Annotated in this window: 12 protein-coding genes; 8 read left to right on the forward strand and 4 right to left on the reverse strand. The window is 31.4% G+C overall.

Annotated features, from left to right (window positions below; genetic code table 11):
• The first annotated feature begins 7 nt into the window (after positions 1-7).
• The 7 genes from WH52_RS04665 (at position 8) to WH52_RS04695 (ending at position 8,858) form a co-directional block, all read left to right on the forward strand.
• Complete coding sequence (locus WH52_RS04665; protein WP_086029769.1) at positions 8-1,057, forward strand: helix-turn-helix domain-containing protein; 1,050 nt, start codon at positions 8-10, stop codon at positions 1,055-1,057.
• Between the two features lie 113 nt (positions 1,058-1,170).
• Positions 1,171-2,025, forward strand: coding sequence for a hypothetical protein (locus tag WH52_RS04670; protein ID WP_233131515.1), 855 nt, complete (start codon positions 1,171-1,173; stop codon positions 2,023-2,025).
• A 15-nt stretch (positions 2,026-2,040) separates the two neighbouring features.
• Entirely contained in the window at positions 2,041-2,901 is an 861-nt protein-coding gene (locus WH52_RS04675; protein WP_086029771.1) for a hypothetical protein, read from the forward strand.
• 69 nt (positions 2,902-2,970) lie between these two features.
• Complete coding sequence (locus WH52_RS04680) at positions 2,971-5,469, forward strand: T9SS type A sorting domain-containing protein (protein WP_086029772.1); 2,499 nt, start codon at positions 2,971-2,973, stop codon at positions 5,467-5,469.
• Between the two features lie 178 nt (positions 5,470-5,647).
• Positions 5,648-6,280 (forward strand): hypothetical protein, encoded by a 633-nt coding sequence (locus tag WH52_RS04685; RefSeq protein ID WP_086029773.1) that lies wholly within the window; start codon positions 5,648-5,650, stop codon positions 6,278-6,280.
• 191 nt (positions 6,281-6,471) lie between these two features.
• Positions 6,472-7,083, forward strand: a complete 612-nt coding sequence (locus tag WH52_RS04690; protein WP_086029774.1) for a hypothetical protein — start codon at positions 6,472-6,474, stop codon at positions 7,081-7,083.
• A gap of 86 nt (positions 7,084-7,169) precedes the next feature.
• Positions 7,170-8,858 (forward strand): glutamine--tRNA ligase/YqeY domain fusion protein, encoded by a 1,689-nt coding sequence (locus WH52_RS04695; RefSeq protein ID WP_086029775.1) that lies wholly within the window; start codon positions 7,170-7,172, stop codon positions 8,856-8,858.
• Between the two features lie 70 nt (positions 8,859-8,928).
• Here WH52_RS04695 and WH52_RS04700 read toward each other — a convergent pair whose 3' ends face one another.
• The 4 genes from WH52_RS04700 to WH52_RS04715 form a co-directional block, all read right to left on the reverse strand.
• A complete protein-coding gene (locus WH52_RS04700; protein ID WP_086029776.1) occupies positions 8,929-9,684 on the reverse strand; it encodes a succinate dehydrogenase/fumarate reductase iron-sulfur subunit in 756 nt (251 codons plus the stop codon).
• Between the two features lie 10 nt (positions 9,685-9,694).
• A complete protein-coding gene (locus WH52_RS04705) occupies positions 9,695-11,710 on the reverse strand; it encodes a fumarate reductase/succinate dehydrogenase flavoprotein subunit (protein WP_086029777.1) in 2,016 nt (671 codons plus the stop codon).
• An 18-nt stretch (positions 11,711-11,728) separates the two neighbouring features.
• Entirely contained in the window at positions 11,729-12,406 is a 678-nt protein-coding gene (locus WH52_RS04710; RefSeq protein ID WP_086029778.1) for a succinate dehydrogenase cytochrome b subunit, read from the reverse strand.
• Between the two features lie 124 nt (positions 12,407-12,530).
• A complete protein-coding gene (locus tag WH52_RS04715; RefSeq protein ID WP_086029779.1) occupies positions 12,531-13,145 on the reverse strand; it encodes a DUF6973 domain-containing protein in 615 nt (204 codons plus the stop codon).
• An 87-nt stretch (positions 13,146-13,232) separates the two neighbouring features.
• Here WH52_RS04715 and WH52_RS04720 point away from each other — a divergent pair, with 87 nt between their 5' ends.
• On the forward strand, positions 13,233-14,087 hold the full coding sequence (locus WH52_RS04720) for a helix-turn-helix domain-containing protein (protein WP_086029780.1): 855 nt from the start codon (positions 13,233-13,235) through the stop codon (positions 14,085-14,087).
• Positions 14,088-14,410: the final 323 nt, after the last annotated feature.

Genomic DNA, 14,410 nt, shown 5'->3' on the forward strand with positions numbered 1-14,410 from the left:
AAAATCTATGGAACAAATTACTCTTGATATTAGCTTACCAACTATTGTTGATGTTTTATCAATAGCAACTGCGTTAATGTTAGGAGTTTTGTTTTGCACTTTACAATCAAAAAACAGAAGAGCTAATTTATTTTTAGCTTTGTTTTTATGGTCTTTAACTTTTGAAGTTTTTCAAGCTTTTTTGGCTGGTATTAACTTTAAAAATATTGAAATTACTGTCATACAAACTTCATTAGCTACCATACCTTTATTGTTATTATATGTAAAATCTACATTACATCAAAAAGTAACTTTTAAATCATTGGCTTTATTTATTCCTTTTATATTCTTTAATCTTTTAGAAATTCATGAGGAAGAGGTAAAATATTTTGAATATTTATTCAATATTTCATTATTGATTTACATATTAAATCTTTTAAAAAAACATCAGTCAAATATTGTAGAATATTACTCAGATATTGAAAACAAAACACTGCAATGGATTAAAACTATCGTTTATATATTTCTTTTTTTTCATGCTTTTTGGATTATAGAAGATATTGTTGGTTTTAATAACGATTCTATTGTTTTGTATTTTGCATATACCTCTTCAATACTCACTTTTTTTATGATTTATTGGATAGGTTATAACGGATTTACACAACAAGAAATCTTCACATCTTCGGTATTTGAAACAGTCATAAATACTAGAGAAGAAACTACAACAAATACAAAAAGTAATTTTGATAATGTTGTAGCTATTATCAAAACTCAAAAACTATACTTAAACAGTAATTTAAACTTACGGTTTCTATCAGAAAATGTTCAAATTAAAGAGCGAGAACTTTCTAAACTAATCAAAGAACATACTCAAAAAAACTTCTATCATTTTATCAATCAATTTAGAGTAGATGAATTTAAAAAATTAGTCTCATCTCCAAAAGCTTCTCAACTTTCTTTATTGGGGTTGGCACAAGAAGCTGGTTTTTCATCTAAATCTACTTTTTATACTGCTTTTAAAAACCTCGAAGGAATTACTCCAAAACAGTATCAAGATCAGCTTAAAAAGTCCGAATAACTGTAACTCGGACTCATACGAATAGCCAAAACATACTTTTGGACATAGTTTTGCGATTCATTAGTTAAACAAATAAGTTAATGAATTTAAAACGCAGAATTATGATTAAAAAAATGTTCACCCTAAGCGCTTTTATAGTAATAATAGTTGTTTCTAGTTGTATTTCATGTTCTAAAAACGATACTATAATAGGTGTAAATCCAAGCGATACAAACTCCTTAGAAGCATACTTAAAAGCAAACGCAGATTATGTACATAACATTAATGGTTTTTATATAGTAGGTAGTGCTACAAAACCAAAAGAAGCATCTCCAAGTACAACAACTGGTAAAGATATTTTTGATCATAGTATTCGTTTATTCAGTAGTTTTTTAGATCAAAATAACGATGGAATAATTGATGATGATAAAAAAGAACTTAATAAATGGTTAGCTCAAAAGTTAGTTTTTATTTCTGGTCCATTATCTATGGTTGACAAAATATCTGAATCTAATCAGGTAGCAGGAAAAGGATTATATGGTATGAGTATGCAAACTGACAATTGGCCTTATGTAAAAGGGTACAATGGTAAAGGTTGGACAATAAACAAGCTTATTTCATCTACTTGGAGACCCAATAATATGAATGCATTATGGGAAGAAGTTTTTCATACCATTACCGAAGCTTATAGTAGAGTAGATTCTGAATTTAAATTTACAACTGGAGGTGCATTACGTACTTATATGGACGATGATATTAACGCAAAAACATATGATATTTCTGAGCAAAATGCTGCTGAAAATGGTAATTATGATAAAGTTACAGCTGTAAACGAATATATACACCAAATCTGGGCTATCAATTTTGCAGGTCAAAACCAAAGTTTAAACTCGCATCAAAAAAAGGCTTTAGAATTTATGAAGAAAAAAAATGTGCCTATGAGTGTAAATGCTAATTATTCTAAAATGTTAGGAACAAAAATTAAATAATATAAAAATCAATATATGAAATTATTAAAAAACATATCTCTTATAGCCTTAAGCATATTTGTAATAGGATGCATATCATGCTCTAACAATAACGACATTGCTGGTTCAGGAACAATAAACGAAGGTAATGACCCAAATTTTAAAATTGTAAAAAATACAGATGCTGCTTTTTCTAATTTTCCTAAAAAAATAACAGTTTTCGATATTCCTATCTATGCTGTTTCTGGTGTAGAAGATGTAAAACTTTTACACGCAGCAAATGTAATGGCTCAATATTTAGATAATAATGAAGACGGAACTGTAGACAATCCAACGGTATTAAATACCATGAAAGCAAATAAGGCATTTTTATTCATGTGGAAAAGTCAATCAGACATGAATAATATGAATCCACCAAACGGATATACAGGTCAAGATTTAGGGGCAGATGAAACAAATCCAACTTATGTTTCTAGTGGTAAAAAAGGTAGGTTCGATGCTTCTTTAGAAGAAGTATGGCACTTAATTACACATGCAGGGTATTCAAAAGCATATCCGAACGCTTTAGGTGAAAACGCAGGAACTACACTTACCAATGCTATGGATAAAGCTAGAGGAGGAAAGTTTACAAGTATTCCTAGTTCTTATCCAGCTGGAGCTTGGTATACTTACGACGATTCAACTTGTACTTACGATTGTCAAGCAACCGAATACTTTTATTGGGCTATGACCTCTATTTTAGGAGCTCAAGACACTCGTTTAAATGAAATTCAGCAAGAATGGAAATTAAACACAAAAGCTAAGGTACAAGCTACCGATAAAGATGTTTACGCACTTTTAACAGATGCACAATATAAATTCCCAACTGTTTTACCAGACGGAACTTATAAAAGATAAAGTAGGGTTTTATTAGTTTCAATTGTTTCTTTTAAAAGAAATAATTGAAACTATTTTAAAACTCAAAAAATGATTAAAAAAATACTTTTTTTTCTGCTTTTCTATTCGGCTTTTTTACACGCTCAAGATTATAAAGAAATAATTCAAAAAGGAACTTATACACTTTCAGAAATTCAAAAAAAAGCTAATGCTTATTTCAAGTTGAAAGGTAAAGGAAGAGGTTCTGGCTATAAGCAATATAAAAGATGGGAATATAATGCTATTAGGCTACAGTCTGAAGAAGGAAAGCTACTATCTAATCATTATTATGCTCGAGAATTTTCTCGTTTCAATTCTTATTTAAATAAATCAAGAAGTAAATCTCAATCTCCTTCTGGTTTATGGGAACAATTAGGTCCTACAAACTACACAAATGGTGATGGAGGTTATAACCCTGGGGTAGGAAGAATAACTTCAATAGCTATACATCCAAATAATTCTAATATTATAATTATAGGTGCTGAAACTGGTGGTGTATGGAAGTCTACTGATAAAGGCAATACTTGGAATCCTTTAAGCGACCAATTTTCTACTATGAAAGTATATGCGTTAACTATAGACCCTCAAAATCCTGATATTTACTTTTGGGGATCTGATCAAGGAAAAATTTACAAATCAAATAATGCAGGAAACACATGGCAGCAGTTAACTACTATTGGTCACAATAAGGTTAATAAAATTTTAATTCAACCTAACAACAATCAAAAGGTATTTGCTTCTGTTAAGGGTTCTGGTATTTTTAAATCAAATAATGGAGGAAGTTCTTGGAGCAGAATAATTTCTTCAGAAGATAATGGCTTTGATATTGAATTTAAACCTGGAGATTTTAACACTATTTATGCTTCTGGTGAAAAATTTCATAAATCCTCCGATGGAGGAAATTCTTGGACTACTATTTCTGGTTTTGATAACACAGGAGTTAAAATGATAGGAGTGTCTCCTGCCAACAAAAATATAGTATATGTTCTTGAAGCTAAAAATAGTTCTAGTTCTTTTAATGCTATATACATCTCTAATAACAGTGGTACTAGTTTTATAAAGAGAAATCACTCTGATAAAAATTACTTTGGTTATGCTGTAGAAGGAAATGATTTAGACGTTGGGCAAGCTCCAAGAGATATGGCTATTGCTGTATCTCCTACAAACAGTAATGAAGTACATATCGCAGGAATTAATAGCTGGCGTTCTTTAAATGGTGGTATATCATTTTCACCAACATCTAATTGGAATTTACAAGGAGCACAAAATTCAAACCTAGGATATTGTCATGCAGATGTAGACGATTTATTGTTTAACGGAACCGACCTTTATGCTGTTACTGATGGAGGAATTTTTATAGCAACCAAATCTGCTGAAGCCATTACTACTAATTATTATAAAGATATAACCTCTGGTTTAGGAATACATCAATTCTATAAAATAGGAATTAGTCAAACAAATCCTGTAGTAATTTCTGGAGGTTCTCAAGATAATGGTACCACTGCATTTATAAATGGAAATACGTGGAAACATTGGGTAGGTGCAGATGGTATGGAATCTTTTATAGATAAAAAAAATAAGCAAATCTTTTACGGAACTCAACAGAGTGGTGCTTTGGTTAAATCAATCGATAATGGTGATTCATATGAAGAATTAAATGCTCCTGAAAAAGAAGGTAATTGGATTACTCCTTTTGAACAAGACCCTATTCTTAATAATACTATATATGCTGGATATACTAAAGTATATAAATCTACAGATGGAGGCTCTAACTGGAATAGTATTTCTCAAACTTTTGATCTTCCATTAAATCAATTAAAAATTGCATCATCTAATAATAAGATAATGTTTGCTTCTTTAGATGAAACTCTTTACAAAACTACTAGCGGATCTGGTAATTGGACTGAGATTAAAGGATTTAAAGGAACCATTAATTCAATTGCAATTAACCCTAGAAACCCAAATAAGGTAGCTATAGCCACTACAAGTGACGATAAAGTTTATATAACCACAGATGGAGGGAATACTTGGGTAGCTAAAAAAACCGGACTACCAAATTTAGCTGCTCTTTGCTTAGTTTGGCAAAACAACAATAACGATGGTCTTTATCTTGGAATGAATTACGGAGTTTATTATACAGACAATACGCTTAATGAATGGAAACCTTTTTCTAATTTACTACCAAATGTTATGGTTAATGAATTAGAAATTAATTATGCCGATAAAAAACTATATGCTGCAACCTATGGTAGAGGAGCTTGGAGGACACCTTTATATGATAGTGAAACTTTATCGACAACTAAAGTGAGCTTATTAAACGATATAAACGTTTATCCAAATCCAACAGCTTCAAATATCACAATTAATTGGAAGCTGTTGGATAAAGCTGAGATAAGATTATTTAATATTAGTGGTCAATTAGTACATCTTAAAAAGAATGTCCTTTTAAATAATTATAAAATAAATGTTGAGAATTTACCTACTGGAGTTTACTTTTTAAGAATTAACTCAGTTAAAGGAATCTTAACTAAAAAAATTATTAAAAAATAAATTGTAACTATTTTATTGAATTAGCGTCAAACTTATAGTTCTAATTAAAAGCTTACTCTTCTAACATAAGGAAGAAATTGAGAGAGTAAGTATATTTATGGAAAACAACTCCATATACCTTATCTAAAAATGATAGGTGTATGGAGTTTTTTTATGTTTAATTTTAAAATAATATCAAATGAAAAAATTAATAATTGGTCTTGCAATTTTTTTAACTATTGGAGTAATAACATTTTTTGTTTTTCCTCAAGTTTACTTTTCAACAAGTTTAGGACAAAGAATAATGATGAAATTAATGGGAGAACAAACTGCAAAGTTTCACTTTAATCCAACATCAAAAACTAAAGACACTTTATTTATGAAAGGAGTTATTTACTCAAACACACTTAAAGATATTAAAGAGGTTTTAGATGAAAATCCGCAGGTAACAACTTTGGTTATGCAAGAAGTTCCTGGTTCTATAGATGATGAAATTAATTTACTAGCGTCAAGAGAAATTAGAAAAAGAAATATAAACACATATATTCCTAAAGACGGTATGGTAGCTTCAGGAGGAACAGATATGTTTTTAGCTGGTGCATTAAGAAATGCTCACAAATCAGCTAAAATAGGAGTTCATTCATGGTCAGATGGCGAGAAAGGAGGCAATGAATATCCTAAAGACGATTCATCTCATAAAAAATATTTAGACTATTATAAAGAAATGGATATTCCAACAGACTTTTACTGGTATACATTAGATGCTGCTGATGCAGACAATATTCACAATATGACTAAAGAAGAAATTAAAAAATACAATATTTTAAAGTAGGGTAAACTCATTTTTATCTGTTATATAATAAAGCACGGTCTTTATTGTAAGTTATATTTCATCACTGAAGAAGAAATTGGAAATATAATTTTTACCCCTTTGTGTTTAAGCACATACTTCAGTAATTTCTATAAAAGTTATTACTAAAGTATGTGCTTTTTTTATGTGTAATTTTTAAAAATCTATATAACATGAAAACAAAAAAATCATTCATTGTAGTTATAATACTAAGTATAATATTTTTAAGCTGCAGTAATAATAACGATACAATCGTTCCTAATTCTAAGACAGTTTTTGGAATCTTTAAAGTTTTGGATGACAAAAAAACGGTAGAAATGAACGGAACCATAAACAGTAATTCCTTAAAGAATTTTAATACTCTTTATACTGCTTACCCTACCATAAAAACTATACACATTAAAAATTGTGATGGCTCATCAGACGATCAAGTAAACCTACAATTATCTAAAAAGGTGCATGATTTAAACATAATTATTCATCTTTTAAACAATGCTGAAATTGCTTCTGGTGGAGTAGACTTCTTTTTAGCAGGCAAAAAACGAACTCGTGGTACTGGAACAAAAATTGGTGTTCATTCTTGGTCAGACGGAAAAAACGAAGCTACAGATTTTCCTGTAGGTCATGCTAATCATTTACCTTACATTAACTATTATAAATCTATTGGTTTTAGTGATGCAGATGCAAAGGCCTTTTATTACTTTACAATTAATGCAGCAAAAGCAAGTACTATACATTGGATGACAGAAGCAGAAATTAAAACATATAAAATGCTTACATCATAAAATATAACAAGCTTTTAATCATAATAAGTTTATAGAAATCACCTCAACAATTTTGCGTAATTTTGCACTTTCAATTTACTAAGAAAATGTCAGAAGAGAAGAAATCATTAAACTTTATTGAGCAAATCATTGAAGAAGATTTAGCAAACGGAATGTCTAAAGACAAATTACGTTTCCGTTTCCCTCCAGAGCCGAATGGATATTTACACATTGGTCATACAAAAGCTATTGGTATTAGTTTCGGATTAGGAGAGCATTATAATGCACCAGTAAATCTACGTTTCGATGATACCAATCCTGCTAAAGAAGAACAAGAATATGTAGATGCTATTAAGCGTGATGTTTCTTGGTTAGGATACCAATGGGAAAACGAATGTTATTCATCTGACTATTTTCAACAGTTATACGATTGGGCTGTTCAGTTAATAAAAGATGGAAAAGCGTATATAGATTCTCAATCTTCTGAAGCAATGGCTGAACAAAAAGGAACGCCAACCGAACCTGGTATTGCAGGTCCATACAGAGACAGGAGTGTTGAAGAGAATTTAGACTTATTTACACGTATGAAAAATGGTGAGTTCAAAGAAGGAACTCATGTATTACGTGCCAAAATAGATATGACTTCTCCAAATATGCTAATGCGTGATCCAATCATGTATCGTATTTTAAAGAAGGAACATCATAGAACCGGAAACGATTGGGTTATATATCCAATGTACGATTGGACACATGGTGAAAGTGATTATATAGAGCAAATTTCACACTCTTTATGTTCACTAGAATTTAAACCTCATCGTGAGTTATATAACTGGTTTAGAGACAATGTATACGAGTATAGTAAAACAGAATATCCTCAAGTACCAAAACAAAGAGAATTCTCTCGTTTAAACTTAAGTTATACAGTAATGAGTAAACGTAAGTTAATGAAATTGGTAGAAGAGGAAATTGTTTCTGGATGGGACGATCCGCGTATGCCTACAATTTCGGGTTTACGTCGTCGTGGATATACGCCTGAATCTATCAAAAATTTTATTGAAACTGTAGGAGTATCTAAACGTGAAAATGTAATTGATGTAGCGTTGTTAGAGTTTAAAATTCGTGAAGATTTAAATAAAACTGCTAATAGAGTTATGGGAGTTTTAGATCCTGTAAAAGTGGTAATAACTAATTATCCTGAAGATAAAGAGGAAATCTTAATTGCTGAAAACAATCCTGAGATGGAAGCTGGTACAAGAGAAGTTCCATTTTCGAGAGAAATTTACATCGAAAGAGAAGATTTTAGAGAAGAAGCAAACAAGAAATTCTTTAGACTAAAATTAGGAAAAGAAGTTCGTTTAAAGAACGCTTATTTTATCACTGCAAATAGTTGTACAAAAGATGCTGATGGATATATTACTGAAATTCAATGTACTTATGATCCATTAACAAAATCTGGTAGTGGTACTGAAGAAAGTAAGCGTAAAGTAAAAGGAACGTTGCATTGGGTTTCTGTAAAGCATGCTGTAAAAGCAGAAGTTAGAGCCTATGATAGATTGTTTTTAGATGAAGCTCCAGATTCTCATAAAGACAAAGACTTTATGGAGTTCATCAACCCAAGTTCTTTAGAAAAAATTGAAGCTTTTGTTGAACCAAGTTTACAAACAGCCAAAATTGGAGATAGATTCCAGTTTCAACGTTTAGGATATTTTAATGTTGATGATGATTCTACACCAGAAAAATTAGTCTTCAACAAAACAGTAGGACTACGAGATAATTGGGCAAAAAAGAACAAGTAAACAATTATAAAAAACAAAAAACCGAAGTATTAAATACTTCGGTTTTTTTATATTTTAAAGATTAATAATCTTAACCTTTTAAACTTGCTTTTAAGAATTCAGTATTCATACGAGCAATGTTTTCTAAAGAAATTCCTTTCGGACATTCAATTTCACATGCTCCGGTATTAGTACAGTTACCAAAACCTTCTAAATCCATTTGAGCTACCATGTTTTTAACACGTTCAGTAGCTTCTACTTGTCCTTGAGGTAATAAAGCATATTGAGATACTTTAGCTCCAACAAATAACATTGCAGAAGAGTTTTTACAAGTTGCAACACAAGCACCACAACCAATACAAGTTGCAGCATCCATAGCTTTATCAGCATCTTCTTTTGGAATTAAAATAGAATTTGCATCTGTAGTATTTCCTGAAGTGTTTACCGAAATATATCCACCAGCTTGTTGAATACGTTCGAAAGAAGTTCTATCAACTACTAAATCTTTAATTACTGGGAATGCTGCGGCTCTCCAAGGCTCAATAGTAATTGTGTCTCCGTCTTTAAACATACGCATGTGTAACTGACAAGTAGTTACACCACGATCAGGTCCGTGAGCTTCACCATTAATATACATTGAACACATTCCGCAAATTCCTTCACGACAATCATGGTCAAAAGCAACAGGCTCTTCACCACGGTTGATTAATTGTTCGTTTAATACGTCCATCATTTCTAAGAAAGACATATGCTCAGAAATATCCGTCACTTTATAGTCGACCATTCTTCCTTTATCGTTCGCTCCTTTTTGTCTCCAAATTTTTAGCGTAAGATTCATATTGCTCATATTTTTTTTCTTATTTGTATGAACGTTGTTTTAGTTCAATATCGTTAAACTCTAATTCTTCTTTGTGTAAAACAGCATCTGCTGGCTCTCCTTTATATTCCCAAGCCGCTACATATGCAAAGTTTTCATCATCACGTTTTGCTTCACCTTTTTGAGGACCATCTAATTCAACAGATTCTTCTCTAAAGTGACCTCCACAAGATTCAGTTCTATTTAATGCATCTTTTGCGAATAATTCTCCTAACTCTAAGAAATCAGCTACACGACCTGCTTTCTCTAATTCAGGATTCATTTCATTAGCATCTCCAGGTACAGTTACATTTTTCCAGAAATCTTCACGTAACGCTTTAATTTCTGTCATTGCTTCTTTTAAACCTTGTTCGTTACGAGCCATTCCACATTTTTCCCACATGATTTTTCCTAATTTCTTGTGGTAATAATCTACTGAATGTTCTCCTTTATTATTGATGAAGAAATCGATACGATCTTTTACAGCATTTTCAGCTTCTTCAAATTCTTTGGTGTCTGTAGAAATTTTTCCTGTACGAATATCGTCTGCTAAATAATCTCCGATAGTGTATGGTAATACAAAGTATCCATCCGCTAAACCTTGCATTAAAGCAGAAGCCCCTAAACGGTTAGCTCCGTGATCAGAGAAGTTTGCTTCTCCAATAGCATAACAACCAGGAATGGTAGTCATTAAATTATAATCTACCCAAATACCTCCCATGGTATAATGCGTTGCAGGATAAATCATCATTGGTGTTTTGTATGGATTGTCATCAACAATCTTCTCATACATTTGGAATAAGTTTCCATATTTAGCTTCAACAATTGCTTCACCTAATTCAGTAATTTTAGCAGCAGAAGGGTTTTCAATTCCTTTTAACTTTGCTTGTTCTTTACCGTAACGCTCAATTGCCGATTTAAAATCTAAATAAACAGCTTCACCAGTTGCATTAACTCCGTAACCAGCATCACAACGTTCTTTTGCTGCACGAGAAGCAACATCACGAGGTACTAAGTTACCAAAGGCAGGATATCTTCTTTCTAAGTAATAATCTCTTTCTTCTTCAGACAAATCAGTAGGTTTTTTACGACCTTCTCTAATTGCCATTACATCGTCCATATTCTTAGGAACCCAAATACGACCATCGTTACGTAATGATTCAGACATTAACGTTAATTTCGATTGGTAATCTCCCGAACGAGGAATACAGGTTGGGTGAATTTGTGTATAACAAGGATTTGCGAAAAACGCTCCTTTTTTATGAATTTTCCATGCAGCAGTAGCATTAGAACCCATTGCGTTAGTTGATAAGAAATATACATTTCCGTATCCACCAGATGCAATAACTACTGCGTGAGCTGAATGTCTTTCAATTTCTCCAGTAACTAAGTTACGAGCAATAATTCCACGCGCTTTTCCATCAACAATAACAACGTCTAACATTTCGTGGCGATTGAACATTTCAATCTTACCACGAGCAATTTGACGGTTCATTGCCGAATAAGCTCCTAATAATAATTGCTGACCTGTTTGCCCTTTCGCATAAAAAGTTCTCGAAACTAATACACCACCGAACGAACGGTTATCTAACTGACCTCCATAATCACGTGCAAAAGGAACTCCTTGTGCAACACATTGGTCGATAATATTTGCTGAAACTTGTGCCAAACGATACACGTTTGCCTCACGAGAACGGTAATCTCCACCTTTTACAGTATCGTAAAATAAACGGTAGAAAGAATCCCCATCTCCTTGATAGTTTTTAGCAGCATTAATACCTCCTTGAGCTGCAATAGAGTGTGCTCTACGAGGTGAATCTTGATATGCAAATGCTTTTACATTATATCCTAATTCGGCTAAAGTTGCAGAGGCAGAACCTCCAGCTAAACCTGTACCCACAACAATAACATCAATTAAACGTTTGTTAGCAGGGTTTACTAAATCGATATGATCTTTATAATCTGTCCACTTATCTTTTAATGGACCTTTTGGTACTTTTGAATCTAAAATTGCCATATTATTTAAGTGGTTTTATTAGTGGTTGAAATGGTGAAATAATGCAATAATGATAAATCCTACAGGAATACCAATTGCGTAAACTTTACCAAAAGTTTTCAATCCTCTTGTGTATTTGTTGTTAGCTCCAACTGATTGGAACGCAGAATTAAACCCATGCAATAAATGTAATGCTAAGAATACAAAAGCAACTACATATGCAGCAACTCTTACTGGACTTAAAAATTTATGTTGTAATTCGTGGAAATATCTAAACTCTCCATCGTGCAATCCACTCCAATCTCCTTGAATAAATTTAGTATTGATTTCTGGGAACCAAAAATCAATGAAGTGTAATACAATAAAAGCTAAAATTGCAGCTCCACTAAAAATCATATTTCTACTCATCCAAGTAGAATTAGCAGCTCCATTATTTTTAGCATACTTTACTTTACGTGCACTGTTGTTTTTAATTTCTAAAATGAATCCCATTACAAAGTGAAATACCACACCAAAAATTAATACAGGTTGCATTACATATTGAATTAATGCATTAGTACCCATAAAATGTGACAACTTATTAAAAGTTTCACCATTATCAGGAAAAATTGATGTAAGGTTAATTGCAAAATGTTGTAGTAAGAAAAACATTAAGAAAAATGCCGAAAGTGCCATGGCAAATTTTCTTCCGATAGAAGATTTTAATAATCCGCTCATTATTTTGTTTATTGATTAAATAATAAGCACAAATTTAATGGCTATACACTACTTGCACAAACTTTACGAATTCTTTTCTTAAATATTTAGAATGGGTATAAATAGAGTTTTCACTTAAATCTCCTTATTTATAATTAGATTTCACTAGGCATTTATCATTCTCCCATTTCCCTTTTAGTTTTTCTTTTGAGATAAGAGCCCCGTCACAAGTTAAAAAACGACCTTTCTTATCTTTTTTAATTACTCTTAATTTCCCTGATTTAATTGCATTGATAATTCGATATACCAGTCCTTTTTGAGATGTTTTATTTCCTTTTATAGCCAACGAAAGCCCTATTTCATTGTTAAACAGATCCATTTCAGAAGAAACTTTATCAGGAATAACTCCATCCTCTAATTTTCTCTTTTTATACGTTTGATAATTCTCTTTTTCATGCGCTTTCCCTAAACTTCTTGCAGCACTCTCACCTATTTCTTGTCGTAAACATGCCATCCAATAAGCATGACGAAAAGCATCTACCTGCCCACCTGCTCCATCTTTATCTAACAAAGGGGAGTTTTTTATAGAGTCGGAAACTCGATTTGCTTCACGTGAAACATTCAATGCTTTTTTTGCTTTAAACGGATGAAAAAACACCCACATTTTTTTAGGTCCAGAAAGATTTTTAAACTTCTGCCAGTTTGTTTGTCCAAAACTACCTATTGAAACTAAGAATAAAAGAAAGAAATACTTTTTCATCTTTTTAATTATAGTACTCAAAAATACTTCGTGTATTTTGTGTTAGCAAATTGTTTTTTTTCGACCAATAAAAAAACTATATAGATAATGGCTGTTCAAAATATAACTTCTTACGCTTATAAAGACATATTTAGTTTACAAACGGTTCAATTTGAAAAAGCTTGTGTGGTAAATAAGCCTAAACAAATAGAAAACTATAAAATATTTTGGATTAAAGAAGGAACAGGCACTTATCATATAGATTTTGAAAGTTATTCATTTAACGGAAATGTACTTTTTTTCCTTTCTCCTGGTCAAGTTTTTTCAGTTGATTCTGAAAAGATAAAAGAAGCGTATCAATTAAGTTTCAATCGTGATTTTTACTGTATTCAAACACACGATTCAGAAATATCTTGTAACGGTGTTTTGTTTAATAATGTTTATGAAACTCCTCTTGTTGCTCCTTCTGAAAAAGATGTAAAAAAGCTCAGTTTTATCATTGATTGTTTGGTAGAAGAATTTCAATTAAATGAAGCTGCACAGTATGAAATGTTACAATCATATTTAAAACAATTTATTATTCATTCAGTTCGAATTAAAAAAGAACATTCTTTTGTAAAAGAAGATTCTGAAACTAAGCTTTTTAAAGATTTTAGTTTATTAGTAGAGCAAAACTTTAAACAGCTACATAGTGTTACCGATTATGCAAATAGACTAGGGGTTTCACCTAAATCATTAACAAAACACTTTCAAAAAATAGGCTCACAAACTCCAAGTGATTTTATTAAAAATAGAATTATCACTGAAGCTAAAAGACAACTTTTATATTCTAATGAAAATGTAAAACATATTGCTTTTGAATTAGGATTTAATGATCCTGCGTATTTTTCAAGATTCTTCACAAAAGCTACAGGTAAATCTCCAAAGAAATTTCAACAAGAAAAGGAATTATTTTTTGCTTAAAAACAAAAAAACTCGCAACTTTTGGGGGCTACGAGTATACGGGGTTATTATTAAGGGAAATAAATATAGGGGATATAATTATTTCATAATCACGTTTCAAATATAAGACGCTTTTTCCTTATATTTCTTAACATATGTTAAGAAATGATTTTTTTGCATAAAAAAACTCGCAACACTTTTAGGGGCTACGAGTAGTTAGTTCTATCTTATAGGGGGAATCATATAGAGAAATGTATAATCCCTTCACTTATTATACACTACAAATATACACTTACTATTACTATTTACCTATTAACATAGGTTAATAAATTACCTATGTGCAA

Source organism: Tenacibaculum holothuriorum (assembly GCF_002120225.1).
Classification (GTDB): domain Bacteria; phylum Bacteroidota; class Bacteroidia; order Flavobacteriales; family Flavobacteriaceae; genus Polaribacter; species Polaribacter holothuriorum.